The organism is Pseudochelatococcus sp. B33 (assembly GCF_053570585.1).
In genome coordinates, this window is the sequence record NZ_JBSEFH010000008.1 from 24,474 (window position 1) to 49,787 (window position 25,314).

Genomic DNA, 25,314 nt, shown 5'->3' on the forward strand with positions numbered 1-25,314 from the left:
AAACGGTAAAACAAATAAAGAACAGGGAGGAAAAGATGCTTTCGAGACGTTCTTTGCTTGTCGCGTCCACGCTGGCGCTGTCGTGCATGCTGGTTCCCGGTAGGGCCGCCTCGGCGGAAGTGCCGGCCGGCTATCCGGAAAGTTACGCCGACGTAATCGCGAAGGGCCTGGCGGAAAAACGGCTGCGAGTCTACTCGACCACCGACGCGGCGTCGGTGCAGCCGCTGATCGCCGACTTCGAGGCGCTCTATCCGGGAATCAAGGTCGAGTATTCGGATATTTCCAGCGCCGAAATCTACAACCGCGTCATCTCGGAGCAGGCGGCCGGCCAGCCCAGCGCCGATGTCGTCTGGACCAGCGGCATGGACACCGGCACGCGCCTTGCCGCCGACGGCTATGCGGCGGCGTACGAATCGCCGGAAACGGGGAACCTGCCGGACTGGGCGAACTGGAAGAACATCGCCTACGGCACAACCTTCGAGCCGCTGGTGTTCATCTATAACAACCGCATCCTGAAGGACGACGCCGTGCCGACGAGCCATGCCGATCTGGTGCGGCTGGTCAGGGAAAAGCCCGACCTCTTCAACGGCAGGTTCACCACCTATGACCCGAGCCGCACGCTCGGCCTGATGCTGAACATGTTCGACGAGGTGCACTGGCCCGATTTCTGGGAAGCGCTCTCCAGCCTCGGCAAGAGCGGCATGCGGATCGACGCGAGTTCCGGCTCGATGATGGAGAAGGTGGGATCGGGTGAATACGTGCTGGCGTGGAACACGATCGGCTCCTACGTTCCTGCGCTTCAGCGCCGCAATCCGGCGATCGGCATGGTCACGCCGTCCGACTATACGCTGATCCTCTCCCGCGTGGCCCTGATCGCCGACCGGGCCGAACATCCGAACGCGGCGCGCCTGTTCCTCGACTACCTGCTGTCCGCGCGCGGCCAGAAGCTGCTGATGGAAAAGGCCGAACTCTATTCGATCCGCAGCGATCTCACGGGCGATCTGACGGCCGCCGCGCTCGCGAAACGGGTCGGCGGGGCCATCCGCCCGATCCCGATCGGCGACGAACTGCTCGACCGAGTGATGAACGAAAGCGGGAGAGTGGCGTTCCTGCGCAAGTTCCAGGAGTCGCTCCGTGCAAAGTGATGCCTCCGTGCCGACGAAGGCGGGCTGGGCCAGGGCGCCCGCCCGCCGACGGATTCCCGGACGCAATCCGATAAGGGCAATCGGCGTCGCCGGCGTCGCGCTCGTCGTGCTGGCACCCATCACCCTCATCGTCTACCAGAGTTTCCTGAGCACGCCCTTTTTCATGCCGCGCGCGACGCTCAGCCTCTCCGCCTACGAATTCGTGCTGGGCGATCCGGAATTCTATCGCGCCCTGTCCAATTCCGTGATCATCGCGCTCGGCATGCTGGCCATCGCGGTTTCGCTGGGCGCGCTGCTGGCCTTCCTGATGACGCGCACGGACATGCCGGGAAGCGGCTGGATCGAGCCGCTGCTGCTCACACCCGTCTTCATCTCGGCAATCGTGATGGCGTTCGGCTATGTGGTGTCGATCGGGCCGGTCGGCTTCGTGTCCCTATGGGCGCGAAGCCTGTTTGGCGCCATCCCGTGGAATCTCTACTCGATCGAGTCGCTCATTGTTATCTCGGGGCTGACGCATGTCCCGCACGTCTATCTCTACGCTTCCGCAGCCTTGCGGGGCCTCAATCCCGAGGTGGAGGAGGCGGCGCGCATCGCCGGCGCCGGCGTCTGGCGCGTGGCGTTCACGCTGAGCATGCCGCTGATCCTGCCTTCGCTCGTCTTCAGCGGCATGCTCGTGTTCCTGCTCGGCATCGAGATGTTCGGCTTCGCCCTGATTCTGGGCGACCCCGCCGGCGTCGTCGTGCTGACGACCTATCTCTACAAGCTGACCAACCTGCTGGGGACGCCGTCGTATCATCTGATGGCGGTGGTGGCGGTCGTCATCGTGCTCATGACGCTGCCGCTGGTGCTGCTGCAGCGCCGCCTGCTGCGCGCGTCGGAGCACTACGTCACCATCCGGGGTAAGGGCATGTCCGGACGCCCGCTGTCCCTGGGCGTCTGGCGCTGGCCGGCCTTCGGCATGGTGATGTTGTGGCTGGGCTTTACCGTCATTCTGCCGATCAGCGGTCTGGTGCTGCGCTCGCTCGTCTCCACCTGGGGCGAAGGGGTCGACCTCACGAGCGTCTTCACGACAGCCAACTACGCGGAGCTGTTCAACTATCCCAACCTCGTCCGTAGCATCGTCAACACGATCCTGCTCGCGGGGATCGGCGGGGCGCTGGCGGTCGGCTGCTACACCGCCGTGGCGCTGATCGGCCACCGCTGGCGCCGCTCCGGCGCCGCCGTGCTCGACTTCCTCGTCATGATGCCCCGCGCGTTGCCGGGGCTCATCGCCGGCCTCGCCTTCCTCTGGATCTTTCTCTTCGTGCCCTTCCTCACGCCGCTGCGCAGCACGCTCGCCAGCCTCTGGATCGCCTATACGGTCGTCTGGCTTGCCTATGGCACGCGCCTGATCAGCGCCGCGCTGTATCAGGTCGGCGCGGAGCTGGAGGAGGCCGCCCGGGTCTCGGGCGCGAGTGAGGGGCGGGCCTATCGGGACGTGACGATCCCGCTCGTGCGGTTCGGGCTGATCGGGAGCTGGCTGCTGATCTTCATGACCTTCACGCGGGAATACTCGACTGGCGTCTATCTTCTCGGCCCGAATACGGAGGTCATCGGCTCGATGATCGTCTCCCTGTTCGGCAGCGGCGGGCTCGACCTCATCGCCGCCATGTCCGTCATCAATCTCTGCCTGGTGGGGCTTCCCCTGATCCTCGCGCTGCGACTTGGAGTGCGTCTCAATGCCTGAACTCGTGATTGACAACATCCGGCGGCAGATCGGCGCTCTGGAAATCCTCAAGGGCATCTCGCTGACGCTGCAAGCGGGGGAGATCGTCGCGCTTCTCGGGCATTCGGGAAGCGGCAAGACCACCTTGCTGCGATCGGTGGCGGGGCTCGACGAGCCGAGTTCCGGCCGCATCACGCTAGGCGACAATGTCGTGTTCGACAGCGGCAGAGGCATCAATCTGCCCCCCGAGCAGCGCGGCCTCAGCCTCGTCTTCCAGTCCTATGCGCTGTGGCCGAACAAGACGGTGAGCCAGAACATCGCCTACGGACTGAAACTGCGCAGCGTCGGCGCGGCGGAGAGCGGACGGAAGGTTTCTTCGCTGCTCGAAAGGCTGGGCCTCTCGAACCTCGGCGAGCGGTATCCGCATCAGTTATCGGGCGGGCAGCAGCAGCGCGTCGCCCTCGCTCGGGCGCTGGTCTACCAGCCGCGCATCCTGCTTCTGGACGAACCGCTGTCCAACCTCGATGCGAAGCTGCGCGAGGAAGCGCGCTCCTGGTTGCGTGAACTCATCGTGCAGGCCGGCATCAGTGCGCTCTACGTTACGCACGACCAGATCGAGGCCATGGCGGTCGCGGACCGGATCATGCTGCTGCGCGGCGGCAGCGTGGAGCAGGAGGGACCGCCTGCTGAAATCTACGAGCGTCCGGCGTCGCTGGGGGCGGCGGAGTTCATGGGGAGTAACAATCGCTTCCCGGTGACCGTCCGGGAGGTTCGGGACGGCGTTGCCAGCTTCCGGCTGGGCGAATCCGACATGCACGGCGTCGTTCGCGGGGCGGGCCGCGTGGGCAATGGGACGGTGGCGCTCACGCGGATCGAACGCGTGCGTCTCGCCGACGCGCCGGGGCCGAACCGCATGCGGTGCCACCTCGACGCCATGCTCTATCTGGGCGAGCGGCGCGAATACATGCTCTCGGTTGATGGGGTCCGCTTTCGCGCCTGGGGGCAGGCCGATCGGGCGCCGGGACCATGCTGGGCGGAGATCGCTCCCGAGGATCTCTGGCTGTTCTGAGTTGCGGACATGGTTGGCGCCGGAGCGCCGCCCATCTTCAGCCGGGGGTCGGGACGCGATCGACGACACGAAGGCCGGGCCCATGGGCAGGGCCTCCATGGCTTCGGCGGTCAGCCTCAGATTATTATGGCGGCGGTGTCACCGGCTGCTGCTTTTGTGCCCCGAATCGTCCCTTCACCCTCTCACGGACGGACTGGAACGTGACATAGAGCATCGGGATGAGGAAGATCCCGAAGACGGCGGCTGCGATCATGCCGGCAAAGACCGGCGTCGACACGTTGTGCCGGGCGATTTCGGACGCGCCATGCGCTCGCACCAGCGGCACGAGACCGAGGATGAAGGCGATCGATGTCATCATCACCGCGCGGAATCGGAGCTTCGCCCCGAGCATCGCGGCCTCCGAGATGCCGATCCCCGCCTCGCGCCGTTCCTTGGCGAATTCGACGATCAGAATGCCGTTCTTCGCCGCAAGCGCAATCAGCACCACGAGGCCGATCTGCGCGTAGAGATCGAGCGTCAGGCCGAAAGCGATGAGGCCGATGAACGCCCCCATGATGGCGACGGACACCGACAGCAGGACCGGCACCGGGATCGTCCAGCTCTCGTAAAGCGCGACGAGAAACAGGTAGGCGAACAGGATCGCCAGCGCCATGATCACCGTCGTCTGTCCGGCGGTGCCCTGCTCCTGATAGGCTGTTCCGGTCCATTCGAAGCTGTAGCCCGCCGGTAGCGTCTTCTCCGACACTTCCGCCATGGCCGCCATCGCGTCACCCGATGATACGCCGGGGGCAGGACTGCCATTGATCGTCACCGAGCGATAGTTGTTGTATCGGGTGATGACCTGCGGCCCCACTTCCGTCCGCGCGGTGGCGACGGATCGCAGCGGCACCATGGCGCCCCTGTTGTTGCGCACATAGATGTTCCACAGCGCATCCACGTCGCGCCGGTCGGCCGCGTTACCCTGCAGGTTCACCTGCCACGTCCGGCCGTAGAGGTTGAAGTCGTTGATATAGGCCCCGCCAAGCGTTGCCTGCACGGTCGAGAAGATATCGCCGACGCTGACACCGAGCGCCTGCGCCTTCTCGCGGTCGATATCGAGATAGATCGACGGCGTCGTCGCCCGGAAGGTCGAGAAAACCTGCGTCAGCCTCTCATCCTGATTGGCCGCGGAAACGAGAGCCTGTACCACGCTGGCCATCGCGGCCGGCTCCGCTCCTTCGAGGTTCTGAAGCTGGTATTCGAAACCGCCGCTCGTGGACAATCCGATGACCGGCGGCAGATTGATCGGCAGCACGTTGGCGACACGGATCTGCATCGACGCAACGAAGACGTCGCGGATCAGCGCCTGCGCGGAATCCTGCGCTGCCGGCCGATCGGCGAAGTCCTTCAGCGTGACGACGATGTAAGCCGCGTTGCTGGCCGAAAAGCCGTCGAGGAACGAATAGCCCACAATCGAGGTGACATGCTCGACCTGCGGCATCTTCCGAACAAGCGCCTCCACCTCCTTCGTCACCTCACGGGTACGATTGGTCGACGCGCCGTCCGGCAATTGCACGCTGATGAAGAACGCGCCCTGATCCTCCTCCGGCAAAAAGCCGGTCGGCGTGATCCCCGACAGCGACACGACGCCGACACCCACGGCGACCACCACCGCCAGCGACAGCACGGCCACCCGCACCAGCCGCCGCACAAGGGCGGCGTAGCCGTCGCGCACGTTGTCGATGCGCGCGCTGACCCAGCCCAGCACGCCGCGTTTCGGCCCGCCATGGCGCAACAGCACGGCGCAGAGCGCGGGCGACAGCGTCAGCGCGTTGATCGCGGAAATGACCATCGACACGCTGATGGTCACGGCGAACTGCCGGAACAGCTCGCCGGAAATGCCGGGAATGAACCCGATCGGCACGAACACCGACAGCAGGACCAGGGTCACGGCGATGATCGGTGCGGTCACCTCGTTCATGGCCTTCTCGGCGGCCTGCGCCGGCGTCAGCTCCGGCTCCTCCTCCAGCACGCGCTCGACGTTCTCCACCACGACGATGGCGTCATCGACGACGATGCCGATCGCCAGCACCAGCGCCAGCAGCGACACCGTGTTGGCGGAGAAGCCAAGCGCCAGCAGCACCGCGAAAGTGCCGACCAGGCTGACGGGCACCGCGATGATCGGGATGAGGGTGGCTCGCAGGTTGCCGAGAAAGAGGAACACCACGACGGCCACCAGAACGAACGCCTCGAACAGCGTCTTGATCACCTCGTCGATGGTGGCGTTCACGAAGGTGGTGGTGTCGAACACGATCTGGGAGCGCATCCCCTGGGGGTAGCGCTGGCTCAGATCGTCGAGCGTCGCGCCGATCGCCTCCGCCGCACTGATCGCGTTGGCGCCGGGCGCCTGATAGATGCCGATCGCGACCGCCTCGCCGCCGTCGAGACGGCTCGTCGTGTCCTCGTTCTGGGCGCCGAGTTCCACGCGCGCGACGTCCCTTACGCGCAGCACCGAACCATCCGGATTGGCGCGCAGGACGATGGCGCCGAACTCCTCGCCCGTGGTCAGGCGGCCTTGCGTGGAAACATTGAACTGAAACTGCTGGTCATCGGGCACCGGCTGCGCGCCGATGCGCCCCACCGGCGCCTGCACGTTCTGCGCGGCGATGGCGCGCGTGATGTCCGACGGGATCAGGCCGAGGCTGGTGAGACGCTCGATATCGAACCAGATCCGCATCGAATAGTTCATGCGGCCGAAAAGCGTGGCCGACCCCACGCCGGGCGTGCGCGCGAGGCTGTCGAGGATGTTGATCGTGGCGTAGTTGGTGAGAAAGAGCTCATCGTGGGCGGGATTGTCGCTCGTCAACATGATGAACTGCAGAATCGACGACGACTGCTTCTGCACCGTCAGTCCCTGCTGCTGCACCTCCGGCGGCAGGCTGGCGAGCGCGGTCTGGACGCGGTTGTTGACGTTGACCGTGTTCATATCCGGGTCGGAACCCAGCTCGAAGCTCACCGTGAGGTTGTAGGAGCCATCCGCGCCGCTGGTGCTCTTCATGTACAGCATGCGGTCAACGCCGATGATCTTGGCCTCGAGCGGCTGTGCGACAGCGGATTCCACCACATCGGCGGAGGCGCCGGGGTAGAAGCCGCTCACCTTGACCTGAGGCGGCACGATGTCGGGCAGTTGCGCCACGGGAATGCGCATCAGCGCCAGCAGACCGGCAATGGAAATGACGATGGCGATGACGATCGCCAGGCGCGGCCGGCGGATGAAGACCGAGGAGATCATGGCCCGCCCCTACTGCTGCGCCGCAGCGGCAGCCGACTGGCTCGCCGGCGCGGGCGAGACCGGCTCGCCCGGGCGAACGTTCTGTATGCCCTCGACGATGACGCTGTCGCCCTCGTTCAGACCGTCCACGACGGCAGCGACGAGCGGGGTCGACTGCCCGAGCTTGACGCGCTTCTGCTGCGCCTTGTTGTCGGCGTCGACGATGAAAACGTAGTCTCCCTGCCGATCGGAGAGGATCGCCGACCGCGGCACGGCGAGAGATTTCGTCGGCTCTACCGCTTCGAGGATGACCGTGACGAACGCGTCGTTGGTAAGCCTGCGGACGGAGCCGACGCCGTCACCGGCGGTCGGGACGGGCGGATTGGTGATGACGCCGCGCAACAGGATCGTATCGGTATCCTGCGCCACCGACGTGTCGATGAAATCGAGCTTGCCGACCTCGGTGTAAAGCGAACCGTCCGCCAGCCTCAGCCGCACGTTCAGCCCCTTGCCACCGTCGGCGCGCTCCTCGTCACCGAGTTGGAGGATCTCACGCGACGGGACGGGAAAGGTCACGTACATCGGGTCCTGGCTGACGATCGTCGCCAGGACGCCGGAATTCGGCCCCACGACATTGCCCTGCGTGACCGAGGTGCGGCCGATGCGGCCATCAATGGGAGAACGGATCTCGGTGTAGTCGAGGTTGATCTGCGCCGCGCGAAGCTGCGCCTCCGCCAGCGACACCTGCGCCTTGGCGCTGCGCTCGGCGGCGAGGGCGTTATCCACGTTCGTCTGCGGTCCGGCGTTGCGGGCCAGAAGCTCCTGCGCGCGCGTCAGGGTGAGCTCGGCATTGACGAGCTGCGCTTTCGCCTGCTCCACCAGCGCCGCCTGCGCATCGAGGGCGGCCTGGTAGGGCCCGCGTTCGATGCGGTAGAGGATATCGCCGGCCTTCACTTCCGCGCCCTCCTGAAACGCCTGCTCCTCCAGGAAGCCGGTGACGCGCGCCAGGAGATCGACCCGCTCGCGCGACTGCACGCGCCCGGAAAATTCCGTGCTCTCGTTCATGGTCTGCGCGGTCGCTGCAACCACTCCCACTGCCGGGGGAGCACGCCCCGGCACCTGTGCGAACGCCCGCCCCGCGACCAGATCGGTTGCCGGAACGGCAAGGCAGGCGGTTACCAGACCGGCGCAGCACGCCATCGCAAGTCGGCCAGCAACGAAAGCAACCATGAATACGTCCCCCCGCATCATGCCGTCGGACGAGCATGCAAGTCGGCAAAGAATACCGACCGGGTGGGCACGTCCAGCCCGCAAGATGCAGCTGAAACGAGCATGAGCATAACAACGGCGCAGTAGGATATACCTGCCCGTTACAGCACTGTAAACGGCAGCGAGACAGACTCTTTCTGAATAGGTGGCTGTCGACTCGATGGCGATTGCAGCACCGGCCTTCGCCTTTCCGTTATCCCGGCATCGCAGCCGGCTTCGAACGGATTGCCGGTACCATCTTTTCCCGAAGCCATCTTTTCCCGAAGCAGGAAGGGCATTGGAGCCGGCGGCGCGGTTCAACTTGAATGTCCGCCGCTTTGGCCTGCCGAACGAAGAAGCCCCCAGCATCCTCGGCGCTGCGACCGAGGCAGGCAGGATCCCCCCTCCCCCCATAATCATGGCTGTCGGGCAGGCGTCATTTTGGCGATAATCCGCGAGGGCTTCGCATCAACGGACACCTGACGGAAAGGGACACAGATGGCATCCGCGCAGTCGAACGAAGGCGCCGGCAAGCAGACCTCGGTCCTTATCGTCGAAGATGATGCGCCGACACGCTGGCGCATCAGCGACGCCCTGTCGCGTCAGGCGGAGTTCCTGGTGAACGAGGCTGCGAATCTCGCCGAGGCGCGCGCGCTCGTCGACGACACCGTTCCGGACGTGCTGCTCACCGACCTCCATCTGCCGGACGGCAACGGTCTGGAACTCATCCGGGACGTGCGCCAGCGCAGCGAGGCGACGGAGATCATGGTCATCTCGATCCTCGGCGATGAGGAAAGCGTGATTTCCGCCATCCTGCTCGGCGCGAACGGCTATCTGCTGAAGGATGCCTTTCCGACGGACATCGCCGATACGGTACGCGACCTGATGCGCGGCCATTCGCCGATCTCCGCATCGATCGCCCGTTTCATCGTCCGCCGCACGCAGGGACGGCCGGGCCAGCCCATGCCCTCGGACCTCAACACCGCGAAGCTCACGCCGCGCGAGATCGATATCCTCTGGGGCATCGCCAAGGGCTTCAGCTATGCCGACATCGCCGACCGTCTCGGTATTTCCCGGCAGACCGTTCCCGGGTATATCAAGAACATCTACCGCAAGCTCGACGTCAATACACGTGGCGAGGCCGTCTTCGAAGCCCTTCAGCGGGGGCTCATCAAACTATAGAAGCGTTGTTCATGGCCGAGAGCCTTCCGATCGCCCGTTCGAGAGACCATCGGCTGCTGGCCTATCTCGCCTTTCAGATCGTCATTGCGGCGTTCTGCATTTCCCTCTTCCGGCTGAGCCCGCCCACGCCGCCGCTCCAGTACCGGCTCGCCGGCGCGGAGATCAGCGAGGACGGCGTCTCGTGGCAGCCCATCGAGCTGCCCCACACCTACGAGCACGCCGGCACGGCGCGCACCAGGGCCGATCCGGCGCCCCTCCTCTACAGGATGCGCTTCGACCGTTCTCCTTCCGACAATGCGCTGCCGTGGTCTCTCTTCCTCCCGAGGTTCACGAGCAGCGCCGAGGTCGCCATCAACGGCACGGTCATCCTCGATACCCGCCGCAATCCCGGCGCGAGACGGCTGAACCGCAACAGTCCCGCCATCGCGCTGATACCGCAGGCGCTCTTGCGCGACGATGCCAACGAAGTCACCGTCCGGCTCTTCGTCTGGGGGCCGCTCACCGGCTATCTCGACAGCGCCTACGTCGGGCCGGATGCCGAACTGAGGCCCGCCTACGACAAGCGCATCTTCCTGTTTGCCACGATACCGCTCGTCCTCGCCGTCTGGCAGGGGACGATCGGGACGATCCTCGGCCTGATCTGGCTGAACCGGCGCCACGAGACCGCCTATGGCTGGCTAGCGGCGGCGATGGCGATCGGCGCGGCGCAGCACTTTATCGTCCCCCAGCCGGCGTATCCGGCTCTACAGGGCTTTCTCGCCGCCGCCGGCACGCTGGAAAGCGCGCTGGCGCTGCTTTTCGCGGCGCGTCTCGCGAATCTCAGGTCCTCTGCGCTGGAATGGCTGGCCTTCTTCCCCGGTCTCGCGATCCTGGCCACAGGCCTGTTCCGCGACCCGGCGGATCTGTGGACGATCTATATGGTGCTGGGCCCCGCGAGCATCGGCCTGTTCGTCATCCTGATCGCGCTCATCCTCGGCTGGTCGGCGGTGGCCAAGGGAGAGAAAAGCAGCTTCTTCCTCGGCTCGACGCTGACCGTCGTCGTGGTCTTCTGGGCCCACGACGTGCTGACCGTGCTGAACGCCCTTCCGGGCGAGCGGATATTCCTCGGCCGCCTCTCCTACTCCGCGGTCCTGATCGCCATCGGCATCGGGCTGACCTGGCGCATCGTGCAGGCGCTGAACGAGGCCGACAGCTTCGCCGGCAGGCTGGTGCTGCGGGTCCGTGAGGCGGAGGAGAAGCTGCGGGCGAGCTTTGCCCGCGAGGAAGAACGGGCACGCAACGAGGCGCTGGCGGCGGAGCGGACGCGACTCATGCGCGACCTGCACGACGGCCTCGGCGGGCAGCTCGTCAGCATCGTCGCCCTCACGGAGCAGATGGGCCGCGAGGGCACGGCTATCGGCGATGCCGCACGCGCCGCGCTGAAGGACCTGCGCCTTGTCATCGACGCGATGGAGGAGATCGACGGCGACCTGATGCTGGCGCTCGGCTCCTGGCGGGAGCGGATATCGGCACAGTTGCGCGCCCACGGCATCCGGCTGTCGTGGCAGGTGGCGCCTGGGGGCCTGCCGGTTTTTCCGGGCCTGCGCCCCTGGCATGTCATCCAGATCGTCCGCCTCATCGACGAAGCCGTGACCAACGCGATCCGGCATTCAGGCGCGACGACGCTTCGCGTCATCGTCGAGGCGGCGGGCGACAAAACGGGCAAGCCGGGCGGGCGCATCACCATCGAGGATGACGGCAAGGGCTTCGACCTTGACGCTCCCCGGCCCGCCGCCGATGCGGGGGCGCGGGCCATGACGGGGCGCGGCCTGCCCAACATGAGGCAGCGCGCCGAACGCTGCGGGGCCCGCCTCGCCATGTCGTCCGGCCCGTCCGGCACACGGGTAAGCCTGTGGCTGCCCGGCGATCTCGGCATGAGCGCCACCGGTGAAACGCCCGGAGCGTGATACCGGAAAGTCGTTCAGCGCGGCGCGTCGGCAAAACCCCACGGCGGTGTCCGGACAAGGCCGGCGTGAGGCCACGGCATTGGGAACCTACCAGCGGCCGACGCGATTGACCGGGCCTCCCCGGTTCATCGGCGTGCCGGGCACCGCGGCCCTTGCGCGCGGTTTCGCAACGCAGCCGACCGGCAGGCCCGGCGCGGTGCAGTATACGGCGGCTCTCGCCCTCGCCGGCGCCGCCGGCCGCGCGACACATCCCTTCGGCACGCCGACGGTCTTGCAGTAGACGACGGCCGCCGCCGGCACCGGCGTCATCGTCATGGCCCCCAGCATCATAAGCGGGGCCAGAGCCAGCGCCGCACGCAGAATCACCTCGATATGCTTCATAGCTCGCCCCGTATGTCCGGCACTTCTGTCGCACCATGCGCGACGCCGGGTTTTCGCGATACGCCATATTCATGGGGTAGTTGCCGGAAGCCGCAGCCGGTATTGACGAAAACCGCGACGGCCCAGGCTCTCGCTGCGGCATGGCCATGCGACCGCCGGCCTTCGGCAGCACGACAGGAGAAATGCAATGTCCGCCTTCAGGCTTCTTCTTCCAACGGCCGCCCTCGCCGCGGCGCTTGCCGCGACGGTCTGCGCACAGGCGCAGGACGGCGCCTTCGCCGCGGCCGACAAGAACGGCAACGGCACCCTCGACAAGACGGAATTCAGGACCTTCATCGACCAGCTCGCCGAGGCCGGCAGGCCGAACGCGGTCAAGATCAAGTCATCCGGCCGCTACGACTTCGCCTTCGGCCGCATCGACAAGAACGGCGACGGACGCATCACGCCCGACGAGCTGTCGTCGGTGCAGTAGCGGCCCTTCGCCCGCCTGCCGGAAGGATCCGACCACAGAGGGATCAGAATACGATGCGCTGGCCGACCGGAATCCTCGCTACCCTGCTCCTCGTCAGCGGCCTCCCGGCCGGCGCGGCCTCCGCCCAGGAAAGCCAGAGGCAGGAGAGCCACAGGAAAGTCGCCGTGACGGCACCGGCGCGCGAACAGGTGACGCGGTATCTGCATTCGACCGGCACCCTGCAGGCCGTCAACAGCGTCGATCTCGTCGCGCGCGTCTCCGGCACGCTGGAGAAGGTCAATGTCGAGGACGGCGCGAACGTCCGCAAGGGCGACATCGTTTTCGTCATCGAGCAGGAGCCATACAAGATCAGCCTCGCCTCGGCGCAGGCGGAGCTTGCGCAGTCGCAGGCCAATCTGGAGGAGGCCAACGCCAACCTCGCCCGCCAGCGGGCGCTCGCCAACAGGCAGGTGGTTTCGGAAAGCACCCTCGATTCCGCCGTCGCCCAGCAGAAGACTGCCGCGGCGCAGGTCGCCGCCTCGCAGGCCAAGGTCCGCAACGCAGAGCTCAACCTCGGCTATACTGAAGTTCGGGCGCCCTTCGACGGCATCCTTGCGGCGCGCACTGCCGACGTCGGCGCGTATATCAACGCGGCATCGGCCCCGAAGCTCGCCTCCCTCGTGCAGCCCGATCCGCTGTACGTCCTCTTCTCCGCCAACGAGCAGCAGGTGATCGCGGTGCGCAAGGCGCTCGCGGAACGGAACATGACGATCCGCGACGCCGGCGCAATCAGAGTGGAGATCGGCCTCCAGACGGAAAGCGATTATCCCCACGTCGGCGAGTTGAACTACATCGCGCCCGAACTCGATGCGAATACCGGCACCATCACCGTGCGGGGCGTCATCGGGAATTCCGATCGTCTCTTCGTGCCGGGAATGTTCGTGCGGGTGCGCATTCCGCTCGCGCCCCATTCCGCGCTCGTGATCCCCGAGACGGCAATCAGCCGTTCGCAGCTCGGACAGACGGTCCTCGTCGTCAATCCGCAGAAGCGCGTCGAGCTGCGCAAGGTCGTCACCGGCGATCCGGCCGGCAAGGGCCTGCGCGAGATCGTCGGGGGGCTGGCGGAGACCGACCGCGTCGTCGTGCAGGGCGCAGGCGGCGTGCGACCGGGCGAGACGGTCACCGTCGTCGACCGGCTCTGACCGCGGGGCCGCCATGATCGCCAAGTTCTTCATCGACCGGCCGGTCCTTGCCAATGTCATCGCCATCCTGACGGTGATCCTGGGCCTCGTGGCGCTGACACGGCTGCCGGTCTCGCAGTATCCGGATATCGTGCCGCCGTCGGTGCAGGTAACCGCCCGCTATCCCGGCGCGAATGCGGAAACCGTGGTCCGCGACGTGGCGCTGCCCATCGAGCAGAAGGTCAATGGCGTCGAGGGCATGCTCTACATGCAATCGACCGCCACCAGCGATGGCTCCTATACGTTGACCGTCACCTTCACGATCGGCACGGACCCCGATCAGGCGCAGATCCTCGTCCAGAACCGCGTGGCGAGCGCCCTCTCCTCCCTGCCGGACGCGGTCCAGACGCAGGGCGTGCAAACGGCCAAGCGCTCGACCGCGATCCTCGCGATCGTCGCGCTCACCTCCTCCGATCCGGCGCACGACAGCCTGTTCATGGCGAACTACGCGACGATCAACATCGTCGACCAGATCGCGCGCATCCCCGGCATCGGCAACGTCACGGTGTTCGGCTCCGGACAATATGCCGTGCGCATCTGGATGGATCCGGAACTGCTCGCCGCCCGTGGCCTGATCCCCGCCGACGTCGTCAATGCCATCGGCAAGCAGAGCCGCTCCACCTCCGCCGGCCAGCTCGGCCTGCCGCCCGCGCCGATGGGCCAGGATTTCCAGTACACGCTGAAGCTCGATTCCCGGCTCACCGACGTGCCGGCCTTCGAGGACATCATCGTGCGCGTGTCGGACAGCGGCCAGGTCACCCGGCTCAGCGACGTCGCCCGCGTGGAACTCGGCGCCCAGCAGTACAACCAGGATTTCACCATCGACGGCCGCCCCGCCGCCGGCCTCTCCCTGTTCCTGCTGCCAGAAGCCAACGCGCTCGATGTCATCGGGCGCGTCAAAGCGAAGATGGAGGAGCTGTCGGGGAATTTTCCCGAGGGCATGAGCCATGCCATTCCCTTCGACACGACGCGCTTCGTCGCCGCCGCCGTCGACGACGTCTACCACACGCTGGTGGAAGCCGCTCTGCTGGTGCTCCTCGTCATTCTCGTCTTCCTGCAGGACTGGCGGGCGACGCTGGTGCCGGCGACGACGGTGCCGGTGACCATCATCGGCGCCTTCGCGGCGCTCGCGGCCTTCGGCTTCACGATCAACCTGTCGACCCTGTTCGCCATCATCCTCGCCATCGGCATCGTGGTGGACGACGCCATCGTCGTAGTGGAGGCGGCGGCCAAGCACCTCGAGGAAGGCCGGTCGTCGCGCGACGCGGCGGCGCTCGCCATGGAGCAGCTGACCGGGCCGATCATCGGCATCACGCTGGTGTTGCTCGCCGTCTTCCTGCCGGCGGCTTTCCTGCCGGGCCTCAGCGGCGAGATGTACAGGCAGTTCTCGCTGGTCATCGCGGCGACGGCCCTGATCAGCGCCGTCAACGCCATGACGCTGAAACCGACCCAATGCGCGCTCTGGCTGAGGGCCCGTCCGGCGGGAGAGCGCAAGAACGTCTTCTACCGCGCCTTCAACCGGGTCTATGACGCCTGCGAGCGCGCCTACGCCGGGATGGTGGCGCGGATGGTCCGGTTCAGCCTCGTCTTCACGGCCATCGCGGCCGTGCTGGTCGGCTTCTCGGCCTACCTGCTGTCGCGGGTGCCGACCGATTTCCTGCCCGTCGAGGATCAGGGCTATTTCCTCGTCTCCGTGCAGCTGCCGGAAGGCGCCTCCCTGGAACGTACCCGGACGGCGCTGGAGGACGTCCGCGGCCGCGTGGCAGCCGTCGGCGCGGTGGATACCGTCATCGCCATCAGCGGGCTCTCGGCCGTCAACAACAACGCGAGCCTCGCGAACGCCGGGGTGCTCTACGTCATTCTCAACGACTGGAGCGAGCGGAAAGAGGGCGAGGATCTTCGTTCTCTCTACACCCGGCTCGGCGAACTGACGGCCAGCCTGCCCGACGGCGAGGCGGTCGTCCTGCCGCCGCCGCCCATCCAGGGCATCGGCAACGCCGCCGGTTTCTCCATGCAGGTCGAGGCGCGCGACGGCAATTTCGATTACATCGCCCTGCAGGACGCGGCCGCCTCGGTCATCGCGGCCACGCAGAAAGACCCCGCCTTCCGGCAGGCCTTCAGCCCGTTCCGGGCCGACGCGCCGCAATTCGCCATTGCCTTCGACCGCACGAAGACCGAGACCTTCGGCGTCGATACCGGCAGCGCCTTCGACACGGTGAGCCAGTTCATCGGCTCGTCCTATGCGGGCCAGATCAACCTCTTCGGCCGCGTGTTCCAGATCTACGTGCAGGCTGAGCCGTCGAAGCGCATCGACCTTGTCGATCTCGCCCAGCTCAGGCTGCGTGGCAATGCCGGGCAGATGGTGCCGCTCGGCGCGCTGGCCGAGGTGACGCCCGTCACCGGCCCATCGCTGATCAGTCTCTACAATCTCTATCCTGCGGCCCAGATCATCGGCACGCAGGCGCCGGGCTTCAGCACCGGCCAGGCGCTGGATGCGCTGGAGAAGATCACGAAGGAGCTGTTGCCTCCCGGCTTTTCGACCGAATGGACCGCCGTTTCCTATCAGGAGCGGGAAGTCGGCGGGCAGATCTACCTCGTCTATGCGCTCAGCCTGATCCTCGTCTATTTCGTGCTCGCCGGACAATATGAAAGCTGGTACGCGCCCGTGTCGATCATCGCCACCGTGCCGCTCGCGCTGCTCGGCACCGCCGCGACGCTGCTCCTCGCCGGCGCGGCGGTCAATCTCTACACACAGATCGGCCTCGTGCTCCTCATCGCCCTTTCGGCGAAGAACGCGATCCTGATCGTGGAGACCGCCCGCCACCTGCGCCTGCACGACGGAACAAGCGTAGCGGAAGCGGCGGTGGAAGCCGCGCGCAGCCGGTTCCGCCCGATCCTGATGACGTCGATCGCCTTCATCCTCGGCGTCGTTCCGCTGGTGCTGCAGACCGGCGCGGGCGCGAGCGCGCAGAAGTCGATCGGCATCGCGGTTCTGACCGGCATGTTGGGATCGACCTGCCTGACCGTCGTTTTCACGCCGTCGCTCTTCGTCGTCATGCAGCGGCTGGAGGAAAGATTCCGGGCGAGGCGTTGACGAGGGCCGCCCCGGCTTTTTGGAAGGGCGGCCCGCGAGACCGCGCGAAAGCCCTTGAACAAGCTTTTCACCGTACCATAAGGAGTAATCGAAATGTGCCGTTCCGTATCCTCTGTCGTGCTGATCTCCGCCGCTCTCTTTGCGCTTCCCGCGCTGGCGCAGGACAATGAGCTGGTGAAATACTGCAAGGCGGATATTCAGAGGCTGTGCAAGAACGTCAAGCCGGGCCAGGGCCGCATCCTCTCGTGCCTGAAGGCTCACGGGAAGGAAATGACCGTCGGCTGCGCCCAGGCCCTGCAGAAATTGCAAGCCAGCGCCAAGAAGTGATCCCGCCGCCCCTCCACTCCACTCGGGCGGGGGTACCGGCAGCAGCGGCCGTTCATGCCTCGCCCGCCAATTGCATGATCCGTTTCTCCGCAAAAGCGCGGATCCCGGGCGCGAGATCACCATCAACGCGCTTTTCATTCAGATCCAGCACAGCCCCTGTCATCTGGACATCGTCATCCGATAGGCAGACCGTGACAATCCTGCAACTTTCTACAGAAAAGTAGAATGCGTCCGTGGGGACGCGAAACATGGTCGTGAAGACCATTAACGTCGCCTATCGCTGCGAAAATACAGATGCGTTCCCGGACGTGCCGCCCGTGGAGAGACTGTATTCTGGAATAAGTCCAAATCATTGCCATTGCAGAGCTTTTCACCATTCAATAGGTTCCGGACTGAACCCGCATGGTGGTGCCGCATCGCCGATTGAGCTCGTGATTTGCTGTGGACAGGCTGACCCTTGGACAATTGATCGCCACCTTCGTCAAGGTGCGGCCGCGCCTCGAAGCGGCTGCGCGGGCGCGCACCGGCAGCCGGGCGACGGCGGAGGAGCTGGTTCAGGAAGCCTGGCTCAGGCTGGAGAACTCGGGCTTCGACGGGACGATCAACAACCCCGCCGGCTTCATCGTCAAGGTCGCGGACAATACGGTTTCGGACCATCTGCGCAAGGAGCGCCGGCGCGCCGAGATCGACGCCGAGGTCTCCGAGCTTCTCTGGGAGAGCGTGGATGCCATTTCGCCCGAACGGGCGTTGATCGGCCGCGACAATCTGAAGGCCGTGCGCGACGCGCTCGACGAACTGCCGGAGAAGACGCGCCGTATTTTCCTCATGAACCGCATCGAGCGGATCCCGCATCGCAAGATCGCCGAGATGCTGGGTATCAGCGACAAGGCCGTTTACTATCATATCCGCCGGGCGCTGGAGCGCCTCGCCGAGTTCCGCGACGGCCTCGCTGACTGATTTTTCGATAATTTCTTTCGGCAAAGCAGGCCCTCGCGCGTCTATAAGGTAGAGACGCTCGAATCCGGGCGCTTCGCACCACAACCCAGCATTGCATTGATTGAATGGACGAGTCCGAGAAACTCCCCGACAGCGACCGCCGGATTGCTCTCGATGCGCGCGACTGGATTGTGCGCCTGACCTCCGGCAACGTCAGCGAGGCGGATCTTAGGCAATTCAAGGCATGGCGCGACAGCTCCCCCGAGCACAGGCGTGTCTTCGATCGCGAGCGGCTCTTCTGGCAGCAATTGCAGGTTCTGGACGGCAGGTCGGACGGGATGCCGCCCTTCGATGCGCCGCAGCCCGCACGCCGGGCACCGATCGGCCGACGGGGTTTTCTGCTCGCAGGCGGCGGGGCCGCTGCCGCCGCTGTTGCCACTATCGCCATGCCGCGACTTGAGCTCTGGTGGAGGGCCGACTTCACGACCGGCGTCGGCGAGCAGGCGGACGTCACCCTGCCGGACGGCTCGGTCGCCTCGCTCAACACGGACACCGTTCTTGCCGTCGATTTCGGGGCGCGGCTGCGGCTGGTCGAGATCCTGCAAGGCGAAGCCCAGTTCCGGGTGAAGCCGGACGACTCGGCGCTCTTCCGTGTGGCGGCGCTCGGCGGCAACAGCGACGCGCTCGGCACCACCTTTTCCGTCAGCGCACTCGATGGCGTGGCGACGGTCACCGTCGTCGAGGGGCGCGTCCGCGTAGCCGGCCCCGCTTCGCCCACCGATCCGCTCGCCGCCCCGGTGGCCGGCGTGGAACTCGTCGCCAGCGAGCAGACGAGCTACGTGTCCGGCGGTTCTCCGGAAGCCGCGACATCGGTCGACATCGACGTGGCGATGGCGTGGCGCTCCGGCAGGGTCATCTTCGAGGGGCGCCCGTTCGCGAACGCCATCGCCGAGCTTGGCCGCTATGTCCCGGAGCGCATCGTCATGGGGCCTGGCGTGAACGCCGATGTGCCGGTGAGCGCCATCTTCTCGACGCGCGAGGCGCTGTCTGCCGTGCAGGCGCTCGCGAGGACGCAGGGCCTGACCGCGCGCCGCGTCCCCGGCGTGGTGATCCTCATCACCTGATGCCGGAAAAACTGAAAAAAGGTGACAGCTCCTCTTTGGGCAAAGTGCCTTCTCACCCGTCAATGGAGTGAAGGGAACCGGTATCAATACGCCCATGCCCTTCGACCGGGGCCCGATCCGGGCCGTTTTTGCCAGAGAGGGTTGAGATTTCGATGACGGACACAAGAGCTGGACGGGCTGTTTCCCGGTGTGCTCACCGCCGGCTGCTGACGACCTTGATGATGAGCACGGCGCTCTGTCTTGGCACGTTCCCCGCCCTCCTGCCGGTCGGGCACGCCGCCGCCCAGACGGCTCGTGTGCACAGCTTCAACATTCCGGGCCAGCCCCTCAACAGCGCGCTGCGCGCGCTCGCCGACCAGGCTGGCGTCCAGATCGCTTACAGGACCGCCATCGCCTCCGGCACGACCGCCCCGACCGTACAGGGAACGATGACGACGGAAGAGGCGATCTCCCGCCTGCTCGCGGGCTCGGGCCTGCGCTACACCTTCACGGATGCCAACACGGTCACGATCCTGGACGTCACGACCGCGCCCGGCGGCAGCATCGGCGCCGATGGCTCGATTGTCCTCGACACGATCACGGTCCAGGGAGAGAACCTGACGGCGACGCTGCAGAATGACGGTCTTGCCAGAGACGGATACCGTGTCGGCACCGTCTCGTCGCTCGGTCCGCTGGGACCGGTCGCGCTCAAGGATACGCCGTTCTCCATCAGCGTGACGCCGCGCGAGCTGATCCAGAACATCCAGGCGCAGTCACCGGACGACGTCTTCAAGGTCAATCCCTACACCCGGACGCAAACACCGCAGATTTCCGGCTGGGCCCCCATGGTGAACATGCGCGGCTTCACCACATACGACACGGCCGAGGACGGTTTGCGCCGCTCCTACAGCCACGCCACCAGTCTCGAGGACAAGGAGCGGATCGAGGTCCTGACCGGCCTTTCCGGCTTTCTCTACGGGGCGGCCGCACCGGCGGGCATGATCAACTATGTCTACAAGCGCCCGACCTTCGAGCGCCTCAACAGCGTGACGCTCGGCACCTATGGCGCGGGACAGGCCTATGTGCATGGAGATTTCGGCGGACGCATCGACGACGCCGGCACCGCCGGATATCGGCTCAACGTCGTCAAGGAGGGCGGGCCGACCGCGATCGACGACCAGAAGATCGATCGCCTGCTCGTCAGCGGCGCCTTCGACTGGCAGATCACCGACCGGCTGAAGCTGGAATTCAACGCGTCGCACAGCCGGTACGACATAGACGTGCCCTCGTCGTACTGGACCTTCCGCGCCGGTGTGCCGCACGGCCGCGCGCCGGACGCGAGCAGGAACTGGAGCCAGCCCTGGATCCGGGACGAGATCGAGAAGACCCGCCTCGCGGCCCGGCTGAACTACGAACTGAACGACAACATCACCCTGCGGGCCGCCTATGCCCGGGAATGGTTCAACCGGCCGGTGCAGGACCACACGATGAACTCGGTCAGGGACCCGGGGGAATATTATCAGATCGCCATCCGCTCCGGCGAGACGAAGAACGAATTCGATGCCGCCCAGGCATTCGCCGACGTCAAGTTCGATACCTTCTCGGTCCAGCACAAGCTGACGATCGGCTACCACATGTATTCCGACAGGGCCTGGGGGACGCCTTATAACCCGAATACCGGCTGGGTAGGCCCGTTTCCGATGACGCGGCCGCTGCACGTGCCCGAGCCGATATTTCCGCTCAACCTCGGCGCTCCCTACAAATCGGGCTATGTGCGGAACCACAACTTCGTCATCGGCGACCAGATCGAGTTCAACGACCAATGGTCGGCGCTGCTCGGCGTGACCTACAGCCGCATCAATACCCGCGCGTTCGAGGAGGACGGCGTGAGGGCGCAGCCCGACTACAATCAGGGCCGCTGGTCGCCCTCGGCCTCGCTGCTGTTCAAGCCCGTGCCCTGGCTGACGCTCTATGGCAGCTACATCGAAGGTCTCGAGCAAGGCGGCATCGCGCCGAGCACCTCGCTCAACTACGGAACCGTGATGGCGCCCATGGTCAGCCATCAATACGAGGTCGGCGCCAAGGCCGAGGTCGGTGGCGTCCTGCTGACCGCGGCGCTGTTCGACATCGAGAAGGCTTACGAATTCGAGGACCTGAACGGCATCTACACGCAGGACGGCCGCCAGCGGCATCGCGGCTTCGAGTTCACGGCGACCGGCAAGGTGACGGACGGCCTGACCGTCGTCGGTGGCCTGACGCTGCTCGACGCCGAGATCGAGGGCGGCACTTACGACGGCAAGACGCCGATGAACGTGGCCCCGGTGCTGGCCAAGCTCTATGCCGAATACGAATTGCCCTGGGTGCGCGGCCTCTTCCTCACGGGCGGCGTCTATCACACGGGCCGGCAATGGGCGAATAATCTCAACGACGATCGGCTGAAGTCCTATACCACCGTCGATCTTGGCATGCGCTACGCCACCGAGGCCTTTGGCAACCCCCTGACGTTGCGCGTCAATGTCAGCAACGTGGCTGACAAGAGCTACTGGCAGAACAGCTACTATCTGGGCGCGCCGCGCACGGTGGCAGTGTCTGCCCAGATGAAGTTCTGATGGGCCGCTGCACGGTCTCGCGTCGGGCTCTGCTCGGCGGGGCGGCTCTCGCTGCCCTGCCGAGGCTCGCCGGTGCATCGGGGCGGCCGGCCGTGGTGACGTTCGACTGGGTGAGCGGGCAGAATCTGCTCGCTCTCGGCGTTACGCCGCTCGCGATGCCGGAACTGGAGCGCTACGCCCGGCTCGTGGTGGAGCCCGCGGCGCCGGCGCAGGTGCACGAACTCGGGCTGCGCGCGGAACCCAATCTCGAACTTGCCGACCGGCTGAAGCCGGATTTCATCCTGATCGAACCTGAATTCGAGCTGCTGCGCGAACGCGTGTCCCGCATCGCCCCGGTGCTGAGCTTCGATCCGAACGGATTTGGTGAAGCCGACAAGCTGGGCCATGCACGCGAAAGACTGCAGCAACTGGCCGACGTTCTGGGCGTTCGGGGGGCTTTCGCGACTTTCGTCAGCTCGGTCGACGACGGCTTGCGCGCGGCGGCCGAGCGCCTGCGCGCCTATGATGGACGGCCGCTCTATATCGCGACGATCATCGACGGGCGCCGCCTTCTCGTCTTCGGGCGCAACAGCCTGTTTCAGGCGGTGCTCGACCGGTTCGGCATCGAGAACGCTTGGGAAGGCTCCACGTCCCGGTTCGGCCATGCGACGGTGAGCGCGGATCGTCTCGCGCAGCGCCCGGAAGCCCGGCTGCTCTGCGTCGGCGACAGCAGCCGGGCCGCGGTTCAAAGCCTGCTCGCATCCCCCGTCGTGGCGAGCCTTCCTTTCGTGCGTGAGGGCAGGATCGCCCTTGTCCCCGACGTGCTTTTCTATGGCGGACTGCCGCCCGCGCTGCGTTTCGCCCGCCTCGCCGCCCAGGCTCTGGCGCCGGGGGGCGCCTGATGCGGCTTTCCACGCCGCTCTGGCCGGCGCTCGCATTGGCAGCCCTCGCCGCTCTCGCGGCGATGCGCAACATCGCGGCCCTGCTGCCGCCGGGAACGGGCTTCGTCGCCGTCCTCGCCCCGGATCCGGACATGACTGGCGAGATGCTGCTGCACTACACCGTTCTGCCGCGCATCGCCGTCGCACTGATGGCAGGCGGCGCGCTCGGCCTGTCGGGCACCATCCTGCAGCGCATCCTGCGCAACCCGCTGGCGGAGCCGGCGACGCTCGGCATCTCAGCCGGTGCCTATCTCGCGATGGCTGTCGCGACATTGTGGTTTCCCGCCGCGCTGTCGCAGCGCGAGTGGGTCGCCTTCGCCGGGGCCGGCGCCGCGCTCGCCGCGATCCTCGCCCTCGCGTGGCGGCGCGGGCTCTCGCCCGTCACGGTGACGCTCGCCGGCATGATCGTCAGCCTGTATTGCGGCGCCGTCAGCGCGGTGCTGACGCTGTTCAACCACGACTTCCTGGTCGGGCTCTTTCTGTGGGGCGCGGGCCATCTCGATCAGCAGGATTGGGGCGATGCCCGCTTCCTCGCGCCGAGGCTCCTCGTCGCTAGCGGCATCGCGCTCCTGCTCCTGCGCCCGCTGACGCTGCTTGCCCTGAACGACGAGAGCGCGCGCAGCCTCGGCCTGCCGCTGGCGGCCTATCGGCTCGCGGCCCTGATCGCCGCCGCGGCCCTCACCGCGACGGTGACGGCCTCAGTCGGCGTCATCGGCTTCGTCGGCCTTGCCGCACCAACGCTGGCGCGGGCCTGCGGCGTGCGGCAAACCGGGCCTCTCCTGCTGTGGTCGGGTGTGATCGGGGCGCTGCTGCTGCTGGCGACGGACCAGCTCGTCCTCGGCCTGCCGGTCACCTATCGCCTGTTCCCGACGGGTGCGGTCACCGCGCTGCTCGGAGCGCCGCTTCTCTTCCTGCTGATCCGCAGGCTCAAGCTGATGGCGCCGCCGCAACTGGCGGAAGCCGCCCCGGTATTCCGGCTCGGCAATCCGCTCGCCGCCATCCTGATCCTAGTGATGCTCGTTCCCGGTGCGGCCTGGCTGGCGACGGCTCTCGGGCAAGGGCCGGAGGGCTGGTCTCTCGCTTTGGGAGACGCGTACGCGCATCTGCTCGGATGGCGCGGTCCGCGCGTGCTCGCCGCCTTCGCGGGCGGCGCGATGCTGGCGCTGGCCGGCGCGGTGCTGCAGCGGATGAGCGGCAACCCGCTGGCCTCGCCGGAGGTGCTCGGCGTATCCTCCGGCGCCATGCTCGGCACGGTTGCCCTGCTGCTCGCCGCGCCCGCCCCGACACGAACCGACCAGATCCTGGCCGGCTCGGGCGGGGCGATGGCTGTGCTGCTGCTCATGCTGGCGCTGTCGCGGCGGCCCGATTTCGCCGGTGAAAGGCTGCTGCTGATCGGCATCACCCTCGGTTCCGTCTCCGGCTTCGTCATGGCCGTGCTGATGGCGGCGCAGGATCCGCGGCTCGGACAGGTGCTCGCCTGGATGTCGGGCTCGACCTACGCAGTGCGGCCGGCCGAGGCCGGGGCGAGCGCGGCGCTCCTGCTGGCCGCGCTGCTGCTGCTGCCGGCGCTGCGGCGCTGGCTCGACCTGCTGCCGCTCGGCACAACGACCGCGAGCGCGGCGGGCATGCCGCTCACGCTTTCGCGTGGCGTCCTCTATGCCTTGTCCGCCGTGCTGACCGCCGCCGCCACGATCCTCGTCGGGCCGCTCAGCTTCGCGGGGCTGATGGGGCCGCATCTCGCCCGCCTCGCCGGTTTCCAGCGCGCCGGCACGCACCTCGCCGCGGCGGCGTTGCTTGGCGGCCTCATCCTGCTCACGGCCGATTGGCTCGGACGCAACCTGATCTTTCCCTTCCAGGTCCCGGCCGGCCTGTTCGCCGCGGTCGTGGGCGGCCCCTTCCTGCTGGTCCTGATCGCGAGGAACCGATGATCCGCGATGAAGAGGATTTCCGCTGGATGCGGGTTGCTGACACGCAGCGCATCGCGCCGCGCATGCAGCGCCTGCGCCTCGAAGGCGACAATCTGCGGCGTTTCGACACCGACGCCAATCTGCATGTCCGGCTCCATATCCCGAACCGTCCGGGAGATGCGTCAAGGCCGCCGATATCCGGACGCGCCGGGCGGCCACTGGAAGCCATCGATCCCGTGGCCGTGGCGACCCGCTATTATACGATCCGCCGGATCGACGCCGCGGCGGGGTGGGTCGACATCGATTTCGTCCTGCACGAAGCTCCCGGTCCTGCCGGAGATTTTGCCCACGCGGCCCGGATCGGCGATATCTGCGGGATGTCGGGGCCTTGCGGCCTCGGAGTCAAACCGGCGCGGCGCTATCTGCTTGCCGGCGACGAGACCGCCCTTCCGGCCATCGCGCGCATCGCGGAAGCCCTGCCCGCGGGTGCAACGGGGGACATCGTCATCGAGGTCGATACACCCGAAGACCGGCTGCCGCTTTCCATGCCGCCCGGCCTTTCCTGCCGATGGCTGTATCGCAGCAGGCAAGACGGGTGCGGTGGTTTCGTTGCAACGGTCTCGCAGGCAATCACGGCGACGGCGGCCGGAATCAGGGACCATTTCGTCTGGATCGCGGGTGAATTCGCCGCTTACGAGGCGCTGCTCGCGCCGCTGAAGGCGATCGCCAAGACACGCAGGATCTGCGTGCCCTACTGGCGAGCAGGGAACCATAAGCAGACGGACTGATATATTGAAACA

General features: G+C 66.4%; 19 protein-coding genes. 15 read left to right on the forward strand and 4 right to left on the reverse strand.

Annotated elements, in window-relative coordinates:
* Positions 1-35 precede the first annotated feature (35 nt).
* From ACUSIJ_RS10335 to ACUSIJ_RS10345, 3 genes are read left to right on the forward strand one after another with little or no spacing between them, the layout of a single operon-like run.
* A complete protein-coding gene (locus tag ACUSIJ_RS10335; RefSeq protein WP_449308309.1) occupies positions 36-1,145 on the forward strand; it encodes an ABC transporter substrate-binding protein in 1,110 nt (369 codons plus the stop codon).
* A complete protein-coding gene (locus tag ACUSIJ_RS10340) occupies positions 1,135-2,871 on the forward strand; it encodes an ABC transporter permease (protein WP_449308310.1) in 1,737 nt (578 codons plus the stop codon). Before ACUSIJ_RS10335 ends, ACUSIJ_RS10340 begins: the two co-directional genes overlap by 11 nt.
* Entirely contained in the window at positions 2,864-3,919 is a 1,056-nt protein-coding gene (locus tag ACUSIJ_RS10345; RefSeq protein WP_449308311.1) for an ABC transporter ATP-binding protein, read from the forward strand. Before ACUSIJ_RS10340 ends, ACUSIJ_RS10345 begins: the two co-directional genes overlap by 8 nt.
* A 124-nt stretch (positions 3,920-4,043) precedes the next feature.
* Here ACUSIJ_RS10345 and ACUSIJ_RS10350 read toward each other — a convergent pair whose 3' ends face one another.
* Positions 4,044-7,190 (reverse strand): efflux RND transporter permease subunit, encoded by a 3,147-nt coding sequence (locus ACUSIJ_RS10350; RefSeq protein WP_449308312.1) that lies wholly within the window; start codon positions 7,188-7,190, stop codon positions 4,044-4,046.
* 9 nt (positions 7,191-7,199) lie between these two features.
* Positions 7,200-8,399, reverse strand: a complete 1,200-nt coding sequence (locus ACUSIJ_RS10355) for an efflux RND transporter periplasmic adaptor subunit (RefSeq protein ID WP_449308313.1) — start codon at positions 8,397-8,399, stop codon at positions 7,200-7,202.
* Between the two features lie 516 nt (positions 8,400-8,915).
* On the opposite strand from ACUSIJ_RS10355, the gene ACUSIJ_RS10360 reads away from it, so the two are divergent.
* Complete coding sequence (locus ACUSIJ_RS10360; protein ID WP_449308314.1) at positions 8,916-9,599, forward strand: response regulator; 684 nt, start codon at positions 8,916-8,918, stop codon at positions 9,597-9,599.
* An 11-nt stretch (positions 9,600-9,610) separates the two neighbouring features.
* Positions 9,611-11,545 carry a sensor histidine kinase gene (locus tag ACUSIJ_RS10365; protein WP_449308315.1) on the forward strand — a complete coding sequence of 645 codons (1,935 nt, stop codon included), beginning with the start codon at positions 9,611-9,613 and terminating at the stop codon, positions 11,543-11,545.
* 87 nt (positions 11,546-11,632) lie between these two features.
* On the opposite strand, the gene ACUSIJ_RS10370 is transcribed toward ACUSIJ_RS10365, so the two are convergent.
* Entirely contained in the window at positions 11,633-11,926 is a 294-nt protein-coding gene (locus tag ACUSIJ_RS10370) for a hypothetical protein (protein WP_449308316.1), read from the reverse strand.
* A 187-nt stretch (positions 11,927-12,113) separates the two neighbouring features.
* Here ACUSIJ_RS10370 and ACUSIJ_RS10375 point away from each other — a divergent pair, with 187 nt between their 5' ends.
* The 4 genes from ACUSIJ_RS10375 (at position 12,114) to ACUSIJ_RS10390 (ending at position 17,039) form a co-directional block, all read left to right on the forward strand.
* A complete protein-coding gene (locus ACUSIJ_RS10375; protein WP_449308317.1) occupies positions 12,114-12,398 on the forward strand; it encodes an EF-hand domain-containing protein in 285 nt (94 codons plus the stop codon).
* Between the two features lie 53 nt (positions 12,399-12,451).
* Entirely contained in the window at positions 12,452-13,579 is a 1,128-nt protein-coding gene (locus ACUSIJ_RS10380) for an efflux RND transporter periplasmic adaptor subunit (protein WP_449308318.1), read from the forward strand.
* A 13-nt stretch (positions 13,580-13,592) separates the two neighbouring features.
* Positions 13,593-16,712: an efflux RND transporter permease subunit gene (locus ACUSIJ_RS10385; RefSeq protein WP_449308319.1), complete on the forward strand. Its 3,120-nt coding sequence runs from the start codon at positions 13,593-13,595 to the stop codon at positions 16,710-16,712.
* A 117-nt stretch (positions 16,713-16,829) separates the two neighbouring features.
* Positions 16,830-17,039, forward strand: a complete 210-nt coding sequence (locus ACUSIJ_RS10390) for a cysteine rich repeat-containing protein (protein ID WP_449308320.1) — start codon at positions 16,830-16,832, stop codon at positions 17,037-17,039.
* Between the two features lie 52 nt (positions 17,040-17,091).
* Here ACUSIJ_RS10390 and ACUSIJ_RS10395 read toward each other — a convergent pair whose 3' ends face one another.
* The gene (locus tag ACUSIJ_RS10395; protein WP_449308321.1) at positions 17,092-17,304 is read right to left on the reverse strand and encodes a hypothetical protein; all 213 of its coding nucleotides are present in this window, start codon (positions 17,302-17,304) and stop codon (positions 17,092-17,094) included.
* 176 nt (positions 17,305-17,480) lie between these two features.
* On the opposite strand from ACUSIJ_RS10395, the gene ACUSIJ_RS10400 reads away from it, so the two are divergent.
* The 6 genes from ACUSIJ_RS10400 (at position 17,481) to ACUSIJ_RS10425 (ending at position 25,302) form a co-directional block, all read left to right on the forward strand.
* Positions 17,481-17,996: an RNA polymerase sigma factor gene (locus ACUSIJ_RS10400; RefSeq protein ID WP_449308322.1), complete on the forward strand. Its 516-nt coding sequence runs from the start codon at positions 17,481-17,483 to the stop codon at positions 17,994-17,996.
* Between the two features lie 104 nt (positions 17,997-18,100).
* A complete protein-coding gene (locus ACUSIJ_RS10405; protein WP_449308323.1) occupies positions 18,101-19,099 on the forward strand; it encodes a FecR family protein in 999 nt (332 codons plus the stop codon).
* A gap of 152 nt (positions 19,100-19,251) precedes the next feature.
* Entirely contained in the window at positions 19,252-21,687 is a 2,436-nt protein-coding gene (locus tag ACUSIJ_RS10410; protein WP_449308324.1) for a TonB-dependent siderophore receptor, read from the forward strand.
* The gene (locus ACUSIJ_RS10415) at positions 21,687-22,568 is read left to right on the forward strand and encodes an ABC transporter substrate-binding protein (protein ID WP_449308325.1); all 882 of its coding nucleotides are present in this window, start codon (positions 21,687-21,689) and stop codon (positions 22,566-22,568) included. The genes ACUSIJ_RS10410 and ACUSIJ_RS10415 overlap by 1 nt, the downstream gene beginning before the upstream one ends.
* On the forward strand, positions 22,568-24,535 hold the full coding sequence (gene fhuB, locus ACUSIJ_RS10420) for a Fe(3+)-hydroxamate ABC transporter permease FhuB (RefSeq protein ID WP_449308326.1): 1,968 nt from the start codon (positions 22,568-22,570) through the stop codon (positions 24,533-24,535). The genes ACUSIJ_RS10415 and fhuB overlap by 1 nt, the downstream gene beginning before the upstream one ends.
* Complete coding sequence (locus tag ACUSIJ_RS10425) at positions 24,532-25,302, forward strand: siderophore-interacting protein (RefSeq protein WP_449308327.1); 771 nt, start codon at positions 24,532-24,534, stop codon at positions 25,300-25,302. The genes fhuB and ACUSIJ_RS10425 overlap by 4 nt, the downstream gene beginning before the upstream one ends.
* Positions 25,303-25,314: the final 12 nt, after the last annotated feature.